Source organism: Rossellomorea sp. DUT-2 (assembly GCF_052665285.1).
Window position 1 is genome coordinate 383114 of the sequence record NZ_JBQPEO010000003.1, and the last position, 15075, is coordinate 398188.

The window sequence follows — 15075 nt, forward strand, 5'->3', positions numbered from 1 at the left end:
AAATATGAAGAGGCAGTATATATATATCGTAACCATTGCCCTGCTCGCGGCAACGGTCGTGCTGTTAATTGGCTCACTATCCAAAGAGGTTATTAAAGAGCCTGGCGGTGTCAAGGTAGAAGCGTTTGGAGCTGATGGAAATGATCAACAAGACGATTCTTCAGCCATCCAAGCAGCAATTGATTTTAGCTATGAAAACGATAATCAGCCTGTCCTGTTACTGGGGAAGAGCTACATACTGAAACGTGGCCTGCAATTGAAAGAGGGAGTCATGCTTGAAATGGGGATGGCTACGAAACTTTTGGTTGAAGGGAATTTTAACGTTTTGGAGGTAGAGGGAAAAACGTCGATTACGAACGGAACCATTGAAATTACGACTCCTGAATTTCGTGACGCAACAATTTATGTTAGTGGTAAGGAACAGGTCTGGACGACTAATCGAATTAATATTGAAAATGTGACTTTGTACAACTCCAGCGGTACCAATCGTGGAAAAGGAATCTTTTTTAACGCAGGATCATCTGGAGAATTTATCAGCTTTGTGAATGTTTCGGGAGTGAACGTAAGTGGATTTCACTCAGCTGTGCTTTTAGAGGCTACACCGCCTGAGGGAGGAGAAGACTACAATTTCATAAATGGTAACCGGTTCGTCAATATGACGTTGGATGACTGTATTGTCTGTATACAGATCAACAGCGGGGTGACCATTCCGAATGAGGTATCGGGTAACATGTTTGATAATCTTCAGGTCCAACTGACAGAGCGAACGGACAAAGTAGTGATGTTATCCGGATCCAATAACATCATAGAGGGTATGGTGTGGGACATTGCTTTCATGAAAGATCGTCAAGCCTTAATAGAATTGACCAAAGATTCGTCGGAGAATCTTTTGAAATTGAATTTAACGCAAGACAGGGTCGAAGATGAGGGGCGGGGTAACCGTTTATCAGCCTTGGAAGAGTGACCGATTGTTATAGGATATTCTACGATAAATATCGGGAGGAAGGTTGCCATGAAAGTGTTAATAACTGGTGGGGCGGGCTTTATAGGATCGCATATTGTGGAAGCACTTATTGATACGCAATACGAGGTTGTCGTGGTAGACAACCTAGTGACAGGACATTTAAAAAATATTCCACCTCATGTGCGTTTCTATCAGCAGGATGTTCGGAGGAATATAGATGATCTTTTTGCCAAAGAGCAGCCGGATTATGTCATTCATCAGGCAGCACAAGTTTCTGTAAGTCACTCATTCATAGACCCTTTATATGATTGTGAAGAAAATATAATTGGTACACTCAACATTCTACAAGCCTGTGTTCGTCATAATGTCAAAAAAGTCGTATTTGCATCTACCGCAGCCGTATACGGTAACCCAGTTTATCTTCCCGTAGATGAAGCGCATCCCCTTAAGCCTATATCCTTTTATGGACTGACTAAAGAACACGCAGAAAAGTGTATCCAAATCTTCGCAAAAACTCATCATCTTGATTATTCCATTTTGCGTTACGCCAATGTTTATGGGCCAAGGCAGGATGCAAGGGGAGAAGCTGGAGTCATAGCTGTCTTTATCGAGAAATTAATCCGGGGAGAATCACCTATTATATTTGGGGATGGAAAGCAGACCAGAGACTTTATCTATGTAAAAGATGTAGCACGTGCAAATGTTGCCGCGTTAACAAACGGTAATCAAGAAACCCTTAATATAGGGACTGGTCAGGAAATATCAATACAAGAAATCATTGATCAATTGGAAAACATTATGGGGAAGCCTATCCAACCTATTTTTAGACCAGGGAGAGAAGGGGACATTCGCTCAAGTGTATTACAAAATGATCGGGCACAATTAATGCTGCACTGGTTACCTTGCCATTCACTTCCAGAAGGACTATCGGATACCGTTCATTTCTATCAGCAGGAATCTCTTGCAGGTTTGAGGAGGTGAGTTCATGAGGGAACAGATGGATATTAAAGAATTCTTCCGTATATTTAAACGAAGGTTAGTGACCATTTTAATCACCACAATCTGCATTTCTCTATTAAGTGGTGCAGCTATTTTTTTCTTATTAAAACCCACTTATGAAGCAAAAGAATATATCCTGATAGGAAACTTCGGTTATGACGGGGAGGTATACACGGATACCCAAACGATTAACAGGCTGATTGCTTCAACTGTTGATTTTATTACCAGTCCGATTGTCTTGGAAACTGTACAGGATCAATTCAACCTTTCCCCAGAAGAGATGGAGGAAAGAATCACAGTAAAAAACAATTCAGATTCCCAGATTATTTCGATTGTTATACGAGATAAGGATATGGAACGGTCCAGTGAGCTTGCTCACCTTCTGGCTACCACTTCAGTGGAAAAGATGAAGAGTTCTTTGGAAATGGAAGATATAACAATGCTCAATAAAAAAGAGGGATCAAATAAACCAGAAAAAGTGGGGAACCCAATCGTAAACCTAATGATAGGAACGATGGTGGGATTATTTTGTGGTATTGGATTGGCTTTGTTAAAAGACCACTGGGATGATTCCGTACAAAGTGTAGTTCAAATTGAAGAGGAATTGGGTTTGCCAGTGCTAGGTGTAGTGGTATCCACTAAAGACGATTTGCCGAAAGTCTACCGAAAACAGTTTAGAGAGTCGAAAGGAAATGTGGGAAAAGGAGGAGAAATCCATGCAAAGTCCCATTGAGGATATCATCTGTGGAAAGGACCAGAAAAAAAAGGGGATTATTAACTTTGATCAAATGAAAGTAATCAGTAGCAAAGTAGAGAAGCATGGTCCTTCAGTGCTAATGGTTACTTCGATTCCTGCTGGAAAATCAGTAGGCATGGTTACAGCAGAACTTGCGGCAGCCATTGCCCTTCAAGGAAAAAGAGTACTTCTTGTGGAAGGGGATTGGAAGAAACCTTCGCTCCATGAATGGTTCCATATAGAGCAACCTGGTGGGATTCATCAGGAGCCTTTAAAAACCGTCTTTCCGACTTTTCTGCCTGGTCTGGATGTGGTTTTGGCAAACTATTATTCCGGAAAGCCGATAGATATCTGGCTTTCACCGTCTTTTAGGAAACATATCGTGTCTTGGCGGGAGACCTATGATCGGGTTGTATTATCTGCTCCTTCTTTACATTCCGGTGTTGAAATGGAGTTGATTGCTGAAGAGTGCAGGGAGGTGGTGCTGGTCCTTCAACGTAAGGATAAAACCGAAGATATTAGGAAAATCCAAGCCAAGCTTGAAACCGCAGGATGTAAAGTAATCGGTGTGGTTTACCAACAATGACTCATGACGAAGGGGTTACCATTCATGAGGGAGAATAGAAATTCCATTGTGAAGAATGTTTTTCATCTGTTTTACAGTACCGCGCTATCAAGCATCATGAATGCAGCAGCATTGATTGTTCTTGCGTCTTTTATCCACACAGAGGATTATGGAAGATTTAGTGTGGTGCTCGCCTTTGCTATGATTATGGCCTATTTGTCGGAGGCCGGCTTAAACCAGATTGTCCTGCGTGAAGGGGCGAAAAAAGAAGCCCCCATTCCGGAAATCATGGCATCTTTTATAAAACTGCGCCTAGCATTGACACTGGCAACGCTAGTGACTGGATTCCTTTTAATTCATTGGATTTACCAAAATGACACGGAATTAATTATTCTTTCCTACTGCTTGATCATTCCGCTTGTGACCGGGATTTCCATGCAGAGCATCAGTATTACCTATTTTCAGATGTTAGAGAAGATGCAATATTCCGGATTAATACGAATCATCTCCGCGGGGCTGCTGATTACGGTTGTCATGGTAGGAAAATGGTTTTACTTAGATCATAAGATCGTCTTTTTCCTATATGGATCTGCCTATTTTTTGGCTGGATGCTTTGGAATATACTGGACGGCGAAAAATCTGACATTTTCCTTCAAATCGTCATTTTATAAAGGGCTTCGCAAGAACTGGGTTCCTTTTATGGTGACAGGTTTATTGTTTATCCTTCTGCCGCAGATTGGTCCAATTGTATTGGAACAGACACTGTCATGGAAAGAAGTCGGTTTTTTCGCTGTAGCTTACAGGATCCCGCAAGCTTTGCAACAAGTACCCTTTATCATTGCCGGCGCATTTTATCCAGTCTTATTCCGTTTATTCCAGGCTGGTGACCATCAGGAGCATGTAAGGAAGAGCATCTCACAGGTGAAATTGATGGGGCTCGTTGGGATGCTGGCAGCCATACCCTTTTACCATCTTTCTGATTTTGTCATCTCACTTTTATTTGGGGAGAGATGGATGGAAGCCGCATTTTTACTGAAACTATTATCCTTGGTCATGGTTTTTCAGGGTGTGAGCATTGCTCTCGGGGATGGGTTGACGACAAGGGCCCTTCAGTCGAGAAGGATGATTATACAAGCTGTTGCCGTAGCATCGGGGGTGTTTTTTTATACAGTATTCAGTCGATTTTACGGTTTGGCAGGAGCAGCGACAGCGGGAGTTCTCATTGAATTGGTTCTGTTATTTGGATTATTGTTCTGGCATCCGGATCGGTCTTTCCTATTCAAACGAGCAGTCTTCCCATATTTGAGTTCCTTTTTTCTCAGCCTTTTGGCGGTAGAGCTATTCTTATCTTCTTTCCCGATCCTTGCTTTTTTCATCCATTTTCTTCTTATTCTTTCCCTTGCAGGCCTGGACAAGGAATGGAGGAAGAAAAGCATGGAATTTAGGAGAAAGTCTCCCTTGTACCAAAAATGGAAGGCGAAATTCAGAAAGGAGGCACACGATGGGGTATCCTGATGCATCTAACATACCGCGAAACAGCCTGATGCTGTTTGTATTGCTATTTTCAGTTATGCTTGGCAAGTATCACATCTACATCGGCTTCGCGTTCAAACCGTATATGATGTATTTAGGCATTCTTGTCTTGTTCCTTGCGGCTTCCTTTCGATTTCAAAAACTGCAGGTTTTTGAGGTGATGCTTCTTTTTTTCTATTTAGTGTATGTATTTTCCGGTGCTTTTTCACTGTATGCTACTTCAAGTCTAAGAATTATGCTTGGGATTATTCTATATGTCATATTCTATATCTTGATGAAGGGGATCCTCGGCATGTTCAAGGAGAGGGAGTTGGAAAACGGGATTGCGAATGCTGGCCTTCTATTTAACGGTGGGAGTCTTCTCCTTTATGTGTGGGGGTTGAAAAGCAATGGGTTTTCCTTATTTGGAGACGGAGTGATACGATATGGGGCTTGGTTTGACAGAGATTACCCCAGATTGATCGGCCTGATAGAGGACCCTAACTATTTTGTATTTTATAATACTCTTTTTTTTACTTTCTACCTATGTAAACGTGACTCGTGGAAAAATAATTTCGGGCTCTTTTTGTGTTTAATAACGAGTGTACTCACGTTTTCTAGAGGGGGATTGTTGATTCTTATGGTAATCTTCATGGTTTATTTTTTCCTCAACAAACCTGCTAACCAATGGCGGTTATTTATATCCACTTTTTTTTTCCTAAGCATTGCATGGGTGGCAAGCTACCTTCTGGGTTTCCGTGTCCTGGATATACTCCAGAACAGGTTTCAGGACTTTTCCAATGATGGAGGAAGCGGAAGGCTTGAGTTATGGGGACGTGCGTGGGATTTCTTTACATCCAATCCTTTGTTCGGAATTGGAGCTAGCAATTTCGCCGATTACAACGCTTTTAAATACGGTGATCAACTTGTCGTTCACAATACATTCCTGGAAATCTTGACAGAATCGGGGCTTATCGGACTACTTATCTATCTTCTGTTTGTCTTCACCGTACTCTTTCAAATTTTCAAAGCCAATTTTCATAGGAAGCATCCATTTCTCTTTTTGACTTTCCTTGGATTCATCTTTCAGATGATGTTTCTGTCTCTGGTTTTTAATGACATGTTCTTACTATTTCTTGCAATCTTATCTACATACTGTTCCTATGAAAGAAAAACTGGTGTGAGCAATGAAAACGTATATATGAAAAAGGAGGCAGGATAGGGATGAACGTATTGATGTTGACGGATAAATTGACCATGGGTGGAGCAGAAAATTATTTCATTGAGCTGGAAAACAAAATGAACGGCACTGGCTTCCGTTTTTATTCTGCTGCCGGTGGAGGAGAACTTACCGATAATATTTCCAATAAGCATAACTATATGGAATTATCCAGGAAAAATCACATTCTAAATTTATGGCTACTTACCCGGCATATTAATAAGCAGGAAATCGACGTCATCCATGCGAACAGCCTGCGGATGGTCTTGTATGCCGGATGTTTAAGAATGTTTGCTTGGAAACGAAAGATGAAAATTGTCTATACCAAGCATAACATTACTTCTCTTGAAAAATTCCCCAAATTATTTTCGACTTTGATGAATCATTGTGTAACAGGCATCATTACGGTAAGTGAGTACGAGAAAAGAGTGCTCGTACAATACGGGGTCAAGGAAAAAAAGATCACCACCATTTACAATGGGGTTGATTTAGAAAAGTTTCCTTTCACTGAAAAGCCTCAGCATGATGTATTTAAGGTTGGGATCCTTGCAAGATTGTCTCAAGAAAAAAATCATCATTTGTTTTTAGATATTGCTGCCTCCATGAAGGCAGAAAAAGATATACAGTTCTATATTGCCGGGGACGGGCCGGAAAGGGAATCTATCCTAGAAAAAATTCAAAAGTCAGGTATCAGTGATCGGGTAACATTACTCGGTGAAGTAAAAGAACCCCATGAATTTCTCCAATCAATGGATGCACTCCTGCTTACTTCAGAGAGGGAGGTATTCCCTATGGTCATCCTGGAGGCAATGGCGACAGGCACTCCTGTGGTAACGATTAACCGGGGAGGAATATCGGAAGCCATTGCAGACGGGGAAACGGGAATGATGGTAGACAATCATTGCCTTGAAGTATTTTGTGAAAAGATCATATCATTAAAATCCGATTGGGAACTAAGAAAGTGCATCATTCTTGCTGCCCGTCAGAAAGTGGTAAGGAATTTTACATCCAATCATATGGTTAAGGAAACCTTTAGACAGTATTAAACTTGATAATCAAGCAGCGGATCAATTTGACGAGGAATTGCACAACCTCAATGATTGAAGAAAGTATGTTAACAGGAGGCTGCCATGATCCAACCACTATTTTTAAAACCGGTATTCCAAGAAAGAATCTGGGGTGGAACAGCATTAAAAAATCGTTTCAATTACGATATACCTTCCAGTGAAACAGGGGAGTGCTGGGCAATATCCGGTCATCCCAATGGACAAACTACTGTTGTGAATGGAGAATTCTCGGGGAAGACGATTGGAGAGCTATGGAGTGAACACCGTGATATATTTGGAGGACACACATCACCTGTATTCCCTTTATTAACGAAAATATTAGACGCCAACGCAGATTTATCGGTTCAAGTGCATCCGAATGATACATACGCCAAAGAACATGAGAGTGGTGAACTAGGGAAAACGGAATGCTGGTATATCATCGATTGCGTTGAAGGAGCGGAAATGATTTTCGGTCATACGGCTCAGACTAGAGAAGAATTTGTATCCATGATTGAAAAAGGTGAGTGGAATGATTTGTTGCGCAGTATTCCAGTGAAGCCAGGTGACTTCTTTTATGTTCCAAGCGGGACTATCCATGCTTTATGTAAAGAAACATTAGTATTAGAAACGCAGCAAAGCTCTGATACTACATACCGTATATATGACTATGATCGTACGGATGCTGATGGAAACATACGAGAGCTTCATATTGATAAATCTATCGAAGTTACAACCATTCCTCACCGAAATGCAGCTGTGGAACCAATGGTTGAACACCGTGATGGGGTTGAGATTACTAAGTTTGTAGAAGCAGAATATTTTACTGTTTATAAATGGAAAGTAGATGGAGGGGCCTCATTTACTCAGGATAAACTTTTCCAACTTGTAAGTGTATTGGATGGAAATGGGTTACTAAATGTTGCAGGTGAAGTATATCCTCTTACAAAGGGTAATCACTTTATCCTTCCAGCAACTATAGGAACATTTGAAATAGACGGCGTGCTAGAACTGATCGTTTCCCACGTTTAATGCTTTGACTAAAGCAAGGGACACAAATAGAGGGACGAGTGAAATACTTCACTACATGGTAAATGCCTAACACCATTCGTTGGCAGGCCTCTTTTTCTTAATGGTAAACAGTTATGGTCTTCGGTTCAGATGTTAACGAGAAACCTGATTTACCTTATACAAAAGTGAATAGATGGTAGGGCCTCTTCTTCAAAAACGATTGCGCCAGCATGGCCCCTCTGCTATGATTATCTTACTTATAAATGAAATGGAGGTTTTCCTGTTGACAGCATCAATTAGATTGCGTTTCCCGCTTTTCACTCGTTAATTGAATACGTTTGAAGGCTCTGCCTATGTTCAGAGCAAAGGGATTGATCTGTCTATTTTTAAGAAAACCTGTATTTGTCGGTATTTTTAAAGAGGGGAGGAGTCTCCTCTCTTTTTTGTGTCTTAAAAATAACAAGTAGGCAAGGCTTATTTTTATATTAAATATAATAGAAATGAGTTGGTGGGAAATGAATAAAATAAATCAAAATCTGAAGGAAGATTGGTTAAGGAATATCATTCTCTTTCTAAGCAGTCAGACGATCTCATTATTCGGGTCGTCCCTTGTACAATACGCGATCATGTGGCATATCACGTTAGAGACGGAGTCCGGGTTGATGATGACGTTGTTCATCATTTGCGGATTTATTCCGACCTTCCTTTTGTCCCCGGTTGCGGGTGTCTGGGCGGATCGCTATAACCGGAAGTTGCTGATTGTGTTATCGGATGGATTAATCGCGACTTCAACACTGGTTCTCGCGATTCTCTTCTTAATGGGATACGATTCGATCTGGCTGCTGTTTGTCATGGCAGCGGTCCGGGCCCTTGGAACCGGGATTCAGACACCGGCTGTCGGCGCGATTTTGCCGCAGATTGTCCCAAAGGAGAAGCTGACGAAGGTGAATGGGGCAAATGGGAGCATCCAGGCTGTCATCATGTTCGTGTCCCCAATGGTCAGTGCGGCATTACTTGGGATGGCATCAATTGAGATCATCTTCTTCATCGATGTCATTACGGCAGCTATTGCGATCATCACACTGCTGGCCTTCTTGAAAATCTCGGTGCATGAGAAGGCAGCTGGCATACAAACAACAAGCTATTTCAGTGACTTCAAGCAAGGCTTGCAATATGTCAACAACCATGGATTCTTGAAGAAGTTCTTCCTGTTCTTCTCGATCTTCTTTGTTCTGATGGCACCTGCAGCCTTTCTGACTCCGCTGCAGGTCACCAGAAGCTTCGGGGACGATATTTGGAGACTGACGGCCATCGAAATTGCCTTTTCCATCGGGATGATGGCAGGCGGTGCCATCATTGCTTCATGGGGCGGATTTAAAAATAAGATTGCCACGATGACTTTCTCAAGTCTGATTATGGGATTCTGCACCTTCGCTCTTGGCATCGTGCCGGTCTTTTGGTTCTATCTCGTGTTCATGGCATTATTTGGAGTGGCCATGCCGATTTTCAATACACCGACAATGGTGCTGCTGCAGGAGAAAATCGAAGAGAATTACTTGGGAAGAGTCTTCGGGGTCATGGGGATGATCTCCACCTCGATGATGCCGATTGGCATGCTGATATTCGGACCCTTGGCAGATATCATCGACATTGAATGGCTCCTCATCGGAACAGGTGTATTGACCATTCTTCTTTCCGTCATGCTGGGCCGCGACCAAGTGCTGATCGAAGCAGGGAAGCCTGCACCTGCCCTTGAGTGAATATAGTCTTAAAAAGAGCTGTCATTGTGGCAGCTCTTTTTTCTGTGATGAAATAAAGGAACAGCACTATTTAGGGAGAATACTTATATTAAACAAGAGCATTCGATTTAGTTTGCAAGACAGATGAAAAGAGAGGGGGACAGGGGCATGACCAATAACTCAACACCAGAAAGCGAATTGCCCAAGATGAGTAAGCCTGCGTACCGTGAGCTTCATAACGCCGGCTTTTATCGCCTTGAGCAATTTACCGGCGTGTCGGAATCCGATATTCTGAAGATTCATGGGGTAGGACCGAAAGCAGTGCGAATTCTGAATGAGGCTCTGAAAGAAAAAGGGCTGTCTTTTGCAAAAAAATCATAAACCGGTTTGATTCAAGTGTAGTTATGGTAAGATGACCACCTATAATAGGAAGGAAGTGGATAGAATGGATTCACAAACGGTCATGCAGGAACTGGAAGCTCTCGGCAAGGAACGATCGAAGAAAATGTACATATCCAATGGTGCCCATGAGCCGGTTTTTGGCGTCGCGACAGGTGCGATGAAGCCGATCGCCAGGAAAATCAAGAAGGATCAGGCATTGGCTGAAGAGTTATATGCAACGGGGAACTACGACGCCATGTATTTTGCCGGCGTCATTGCCGATCCGAAAGCCATGACGGAGGCAGACTTTGACCGATGGATCAATGGGGCGTATTTTTATATGCTGTCCGATTACGTGGTGGCGGTCACTTTGGCTGAAGCCGATATCGGACAAGACGTTGCCGATAAGTGGATTTCAAGCGGGGAAGAGTTGAAAATGTCCGCGGGGTGGAGCTGCTATTGCTGGCTGCTCGGGAATCGCAAGGATGAAGAGTTTTCGGAAACGAAGCTTGCGAGTATGCTGGAGCAAGTGAAAGAAACCATCCACAATGCCCCCGAACGGACGAAATCCGCAATGAGTAATTTTGTCACAACAGTCGGGGTTTCTTATGTACCTCTTCATGAACTGGCTCTTCAGACGGCAAAAGAGATCGGACCTGTGGAAATGGTACGGGAAGGGAAAAAGAACAGTATCCTCAAGGCTGCCGATGATATTCTGAAGCAAGTGGAGAGAGGGAAGATTGGGTTTAAGCGTAAGTATGTGAGGTGTTAGGACGTATCCTTGAATATAGAATGTAATAATAGCATCCCCGGATCATCGTTTCCGGGGATGCTATTGTTTTCAAGGAAGTAAACAGTCATCATTCTTTTCCTCTAACTTCCCGGCAGAGTTGATCGAAATTTCCGCCAAAATCAATGATCCCCATGGATTTTGATAACCGTTTAAGTTGCTCCTCGAAGGAAAGATCTTCTACCTTATCAAGCTTTGAAGTTTGCTTTGCCAACGTTTGATCAACCTCTTTTTTTATCGTTACTATCTCCTAAAGAAAGGATTACCCAAAGTCACATAAAAGTATATAACAACTCCATATAAACCCATCCTTGTCAATTTTAAATCCAATTATTAACAATTTAGACACAATCAATTGTCCATTTAGCAAATAAAGTAAATCATCCTATACATAATGCAATGGATACCTTACATTTAAGGTAATAAATCCATAAAAGGAGAAAAATGGCAGATGTTGAATAATTCTGTTCGTGAATTGCGCGCCAGGTTCCGGTTTACCCAGCAGGATCTGGCGGATCGAATCGGCGTCACCAGAAAGACGATCGGATTGATCGAAAAAGGGGATTATGCACCGTCCATCACGCTGGCTCTGAAAATCGCTCACGCATTTAATGTGCCAGTGGAAGAGATATTTCGCTTGGAAGAGGAGAGAGGTTCATGTTAAAGAAGATATTTCAGTCACCATTGTTCAATGCCGTTCTCATCATTGGCTTTGGGATCATCATGTTGGGAGATCATTATGCGGCTCATATCCCGGATTGGCTCGTGGTGGATTCGATGGTGCTCGGGATTCCGATCCTCATCATGATGGCGATCATTCCCGTTTATAACAGACGGCATCCGCAAAATCGGATCAAGCCGAGCGTAATCCCGATGGAGCTGCGGGAAGAAGATGAGGGGATGCAGTGGCTCACGTTCAAGGCGACGAGGAAGGTGTATATCTTCTTTGCCTTCGCGATTCCCCTCGGCATTGCGCTCACGGCTTATTTAACTCATATTCCTTACTTTCCTATCATTCTATTAATCGGAATGGGCGTCGTTCAATACTTCATTTATTGGTTCCATATGAAGCGATTCAGCTAAAGGGGGAAACAGATGGATACTCAGTTGATCATCTCAATCATCATACTCATCACCCTGGCGGAGGTCGGCGCCGTCATCCTGTTTGTGAAATACAGAAGGGGGGATATGGACAGCAACCCGTTCATGACCATCCTGAAAAAAGAGTGGATCATTCTTTTCTATGCCTTGTTTAAATGGAAGAGGAAGAAAGGCAATGCTAAAGGAATCCAGAGCTATTATTATCACAAAGGATCGAATTACTTCTGGCTGTTCATCGCGCTCCTTCATGAGCAGGTAATTGAAGGGATTGTCTTTCATATCTACTTAAAAGAAATCGATCCCCTCAGGGCAAATATCCTGGTTGTGCTGCATGTCTACAGTATCCTCTACATGCTGGGGGACTATAACTTAGTCAGGAACTCGCCGATCCGGATAAAAGGGAACAAAGTCGTCATGAACATCGGGGTGAGAAGGTCATTGACCTTTCATATCAGGGATGTGGCAGCGATTCAGCCGGCTAGGACGCAGTATAATAAGGGCGGCGGCATCATCCATGAGAAGAATGCCTACCATGTCAGCATGCTTCCAAGGGTGTTCACCCGTGTGTTCGGCATGATGGATGAACTGAAATATGAAATCATCTTCAAGGAGCCGATTTACGCTAGAGGTTATTTCGGCCAGAAAAAAGAAGTGAAGAAAGCTTTGCTATCGATGGACAACCCGGAACCGTTCATCATGGATCTTCAGGAAAAAGTGGACGGCTATGATGAAAGTGAAGACATGGAAGAACATCGATTGGTCGCTGCCGCTTATGAGGGGAAAAGACCGAGTATCATCAACTGGAAGGTCTATTTCACTCTACTTGTCCTGAACATACTGGGAGCTTTGGCGATTTCCCCCTATGCCATGGAGCGTGAGAACCTTCATGAAGTCATGGGACTGAGCAAGCTGTCCTTCACCCTGTTCTACGTCATCCAGGTACTGTTGGAAGCGGGAATCCTGCTATTTATCGCCTTATGGCTCACAAAGAAGGTGAAGCTCAAGACACCGATCATTGAAGCATTTTTCAACAAGAATCAGCCTCTTCGTTCATTCAACAAACCAGTCCTGCAATCCGCCCTCTATGGGGTACTGGCAGGTGTTGCGATCAGTATCTTCAGCCTGATCGTATCGAAGCCCCTTGGAGTGGACAATTCTTCACTCAATGAACCAGTATGGTGGCTCGGGACATTGGGGTCATTCGGCGCGGCGGTGAATGAAGAATCGATTTTCCGTCTGTTCCTTGTCACCTTGCTGATTTGGCTCCAGATGAAATTATTCAAAGGAACGGCGACAAAGACTAAGAAATGGACGGCCATTGTCCTTGCCTCCCTAGTCTTCGGCATCATGCATTATGGTGTGGCGGCATCTAATTTTGAGATGACCCTGGGCCTATTCCTCAGCATGCTCGTCATCAATGGGATAGGAGGGCTTGTGTTCGGAGCACTCTTCGTCTTTGTGGGACTGGAATTCGCCATGATCGCTCATTTCACAGCGGATATTGTGCTGCATGTGGTGGGACCGAGGGTGGTGGAATGAGGGAGCCGAGGGGACAGGTTCCTTGGTCCGATTCTGGTGCCTGCCCCGTTGCGTTATCGTATGAACGCAACGGGGCAGGCATTTTTTTGTACATTTGAAGTGTTACAGAAGACAGTTAGTGGTAAAGGTACAACGAATGTGTGGGGGAGCAGAACCGTTTTCGTACATGTGCATAGTTTTTGCAAAATTAATGGGTAACAATAACCTATAGCAGATATCAATTACAGAAAAGGAGATGGTCATTTGTTAGAGTTAATTGGAGAATCCGCGAAGACCTCACTGGGGTATTTCTGGAAATCCGGTTGGGCATTCGTACTTGGATATTTAATCAGTTCCATGATTCAGGCCTTTGTACAGAAGGATAAAATGGTGAAGTATATGGGGAATCCAAGCTTGAAGTCCGTTGGGTTATCGACAATCTTCGGGGCGATCAGTTCCTCCTGTTCCTTTGCAGCCCTGGCAGCGGGACGGAACCTTTTTAAAAAAGGGGCTCATTTTATTCCTACCCTGGCCTTTTTATTTGCTTCTACCAACCTGGTGATTGAATTAGGCATACTTATTTATATCTTTCTTGGCTGGCAGTTTGTGGTTGCAGAGATGATCGGGGGCATCGTTCTGATCTTTATTACCTGGATTCTTGTGAAAGCCACCTATCCTAAGAAGCTGGTGGAGGAAGCAAAGGATCATGTAGAGGACGAAGAGGGAGACGAAGAAGGATTCAACTGGAAGGAGAAAATCAAGTCCAAAGAGGGCTGGTATCAGGTCGGACATGAATTTGTGATGAATTGGCAAATGGTGTGGAAAGAGATTACCATCGGATTCACCATTGCGGGGATCATGGCGACATTCATATCAGAAGATACGTGGAAAATGTTCTTCCTCGCCGATCAACCGGACTCATTCTTGAAAGTACTGGAGAACGCACTGATCGGTCCGATCGTTGCCATGCTTACATTCATCGGGTCCATGGGGAATATCCCCATTGCCACGATCCTCGCTTCGAGCGGAGTGGCCTTTGCAGGGATTATGGCCTTCATCTATTCTGATTTGGTCGTTCCACCGATAGTGGCGGTTCACAAAAAGTATTATGGGTTGAAGACGGCCTTATACATTGCAGGCATTTTCTACTTATCCATTATCCTGACTGCGATGGGGATGCACTATGCGTTTACGGCTATCGGATTGATCCCGGAAAGCGCCAAACAAGTGATGAATGAATCACCCTTTCAAATCGATTATACCTTCTGGTTAAACATCGTATTTGCCGTCGTTGCGATGCTTTCCATCTATTTGAATCGACTGTTCATGAAATCCGGTCATCACCATGGCATGATGAACATGGAAGGCGACTCGAAAGTGAAGACGATCGTCACGTATATTTGTATTGGATATTTAGTGGTTGGAACTGTGGTACATTTTATGTAATTCATTCAGATAGGTTGCCCCTGACGAGCGGGCAGCCTATTTTTTGTG

General features: G+C 43.2%; 16 protein-coding genes. 15 read left to right on the forward strand and 1 reads right to left on the reverse strand.

Annotated features, from left to right (window positions below; genetic code table 11):
* The first annotated feature begins 4 nt into the window (after positions 1-4).
* The 11 genes from ACOSV2_RS12745 (at position 5) to ACOSV2_RS12795 (ending at position 10944) form a co-directional block, all read left to right on the forward strand.
* Positions 5-964, forward strand: coding sequence for a hypothetical protein (locus ACOSV2_RS12745; RefSeq protein ID WP_428975403.1), 960 nt, complete (start codon positions 5-7; stop codon positions 962-964).
* Between the two features lie 48 nt (positions 965-1012).
* On the forward strand, positions 1013-1945 hold the full coding sequence (locus ACOSV2_RS12750) for an NAD-dependent epimerase/dehydratase family protein (RefSeq protein WP_428975404.1): 933 nt from the start codon (positions 1013-1015) through the stop codon (positions 1943-1945).
* A gap of 4 nt (positions 1946-1949) precedes the next feature.
* The gene (locus tag ACOSV2_RS12755; protein WP_428975405.1) at positions 1950-2696 is read left to right on the forward strand and encodes a YveK family protein; all 747 of its coding nucleotides are present in this window, start codon (positions 1950-1952) and stop codon (positions 2694-2696) included.
* On the forward strand, positions 2680-3285 hold the full coding sequence (locus ACOSV2_RS12760) for a hypothetical protein (protein WP_428975406.1): 606 nt from the start codon (positions 2680-2682) through the stop codon (positions 3283-3285). Before ACOSV2_RS12755 ends, ACOSV2_RS12760 begins: the two co-directional genes overlap by 17 nt.
* Positions 3286-3309: 24 nt before the next feature.
* A complete protein-coding gene (locus tag ACOSV2_RS12765; RefSeq protein ID WP_428975407.1) occupies positions 3310-4779 on the forward strand; it encodes a lipopolysaccharide biosynthesis protein in 1470 nt (489 codons plus the stop codon).
* Positions 4766-5998, forward strand: coding sequence for an O-antigen ligase family protein (locus tag ACOSV2_RS12770; protein WP_428975408.1), 1233 nt, complete (start codon positions 4766-4768; stop codon positions 5996-5998). Before ACOSV2_RS12765 ends, ACOSV2_RS12770 begins: the two co-directional genes overlap by 14 nt.
* Before the next feature lie 2 nt (positions 5999-6000).
* Complete coding sequence (locus ACOSV2_RS12775) at positions 6001-7041, forward strand: glycosyltransferase family 4 protein (protein ID WP_428975409.1); 1041 nt, start codon at positions 6001-6003, stop codon at positions 7039-7041.
* An 84-nt stretch (positions 7042-7125) separates the two neighbouring features.
* Entirely contained in the window at positions 7126-8073 is a 948-nt protein-coding gene (manA, locus tag ACOSV2_RS12780; protein WP_428975410.1) for a mannose-6-phosphate isomerase, class I, read from the forward strand.
* A gap of 494 nt (positions 8074-8567) precedes the next feature.
* Positions 8568-9812, forward strand: coding sequence for an MFS transporter (locus tag ACOSV2_RS12785; protein ID WP_428975411.1), 1245 nt, complete (start codon positions 8568-8570; stop codon positions 9810-9812).
* A 147-nt stretch (positions 9813-9959) separates the two neighbouring features.
* Complete coding sequence (locus ACOSV2_RS12790; RefSeq protein WP_428975412.1) at positions 9960-10172, forward strand: DNA-binding protein; 213 nt, start codon at positions 9960-9962, stop codon at positions 10170-10172.
* A gap of 64 nt (positions 10173-10236) precedes the next feature.
* Positions 10237-10944, forward strand: coding sequence for a DNA alkylation repair protein (locus ACOSV2_RS12795; RefSeq protein WP_428975413.1), 708 nt, complete (start codon positions 10237-10239; stop codon positions 10942-10944).
* Between the two features lie 88 nt (positions 10945-11032).
* On the opposite strand, the gene ACOSV2_RS12800 is transcribed toward ACOSV2_RS12795, so the two are convergent.
* Positions 11033-11176, reverse strand: a complete 144-nt coding sequence (locus ACOSV2_RS12800) for a hypothetical protein (protein WP_428975414.1) — start codon at positions 11174-11176, stop codon at positions 11033-11035.
* A 237-nt stretch (positions 11177-11413) separates the two neighbouring features.
* Here ACOSV2_RS12800 and ACOSV2_RS12805 point away from each other — a divergent pair, with 237 nt between their 5' ends.
* From ACOSV2_RS12805 to ACOSV2_RS12820, 4 genes are all read left to right on the forward strand, one after another.
* Positions 11414-11626, forward strand: a complete 213-nt coding sequence (locus ACOSV2_RS12805) for a helix-turn-helix transcriptional regulator (protein WP_428975415.1) — start codon at positions 11414-11416, stop codon at positions 11624-11626.
* Positions 11620-12045, forward strand: a complete 426-nt coding sequence (locus ACOSV2_RS12810) for a hypothetical protein (protein ID WP_428975416.1) — start codon at positions 11620-11622, stop codon at positions 12043-12045. The genes ACOSV2_RS12805 and ACOSV2_RS12810 overlap by 7 nt, the downstream gene beginning before the upstream one ends.
* Positions 12046-12057: 12 nt before the next feature.
* Entirely contained in the window at positions 12058-13602 is a 1545-nt protein-coding gene (locus ACOSV2_RS12815) for a CPBP family intramembrane glutamic endopeptidase (RefSeq protein WP_428975417.1), read from the forward strand.
* A gap of 243 nt (positions 13603-13845) precedes the next feature.
* The gene (locus ACOSV2_RS12820; protein ID WP_428975418.1) at positions 13846-15027 is read left to right on the forward strand and encodes a permease; all 1182 of its coding nucleotides are present in this window, start codon (positions 13846-13848) and stop codon (positions 15025-15027) included.
* The last annotated feature ends 48 nt before the right edge of the window (positions 15028-15075 follow it).

What these genes read in the sequence shown, in the direction of transcription:
- ACOSV2_RS12810 (WP_428975416.1), top strand. Translation starts at nt 11,620, where the DNA reads ATGTTAAAGAAGATATTTCAGTCACCATTGTTCAATGCCGTTCTCATC.
- ACOSV2_RS12790 (WP_428975412.1), top strand. Translation starts at nt 9,960, where the DNA reads ATGACCAATAACTCAACACCAGAAAGCGAATTGCCCAAGATGAGTAAG.
- ACOSV2_RS12755 (WP_428975405.1), top strand. Translation starts at nt 1,950, where the DNA reads ATGAGGGAACAGATGGATATTAAAGAATTCTTCCGTATATTTAAACGA.
- ACOSV2_RS12775 (WP_428975409.1), top strand. Translation starts at nt 6,001, where the DNA reads ATGAACGTATTGATGTTGACGGATAAATTGACCATGGGTGGAGCAGAA.
- ACOSV2_RS12765 (WP_428975407.1), top strand. Translation starts at nt 3,310, where the DNA reads ATGAGGGAGAATAGAAATTCCATTGTGAAGAATGTTTTTCATCTGTTT.
- ACOSV2_RS12785 (WP_428975411.1), top strand. Translation starts at nt 8,568, where the DNA reads ATGAATAAAATAAATCAAAATCTGAAGGAAGATTGGTTAAGGAATATC.
- ACOSV2_RS12745 (WP_428975403.1), top strand. Translation starts at nt 5, where the DNA reads ATGAAGAGGCAGTATATATATATCGTAACCATTGCCCTGCTCGCGGCA.
- ACOSV2_RS12795 (WP_428975413.1), top strand. Translation starts at nt 10,237, where the DNA reads ATGGATTCACAAACGGTCATGCAGGAACTGGAAGCTCTCGGCAAGGAA.
- ACOSV2_RS12805 (WP_428975415.1), top strand. Translation starts at nt 11,414, where the DNA reads ATGTTGAATAATTCTGTTCGTGAATTGCGCGCCAGGTTCCGGTTTACC.
- ACOSV2_RS12770 (WP_428975408.1), top strand. Translation starts at nt 4,766, where the DNA reads ATGGGGTATCCTGATGCATCTAACATACCGCGAAACAGCCTGATGCTG.
- ACOSV2_RS12750 (WP_428975404.1), top strand. Translation starts at nt 1,013, where the DNA reads ATGAAAGTGTTAATAACTGGTGGGGCGGGCTTTATAGGATCGCATATT.
- manA (WP_428975410.1), top strand. Translation starts at nt 7,126, where the DNA reads ATGATCCAACCACTATTTTTAAAACCGGTATTCCAAGAAAGAATCTGG.
- ACOSV2_RS12760 (WP_428975406.1), top strand. Translation starts at nt 2,680, where the DNA reads ATGCAAAGTCCCATTGAGGATATCATCTGTGGAAAGGACCAGAAAAAA.
- ACOSV2_RS12815 (WP_428975417.1), top strand. Translation starts at nt 12,058, where the DNA reads ATGGATACTCAGTTGATCATCTCAATCATCATACTCATCACCCTGGCG.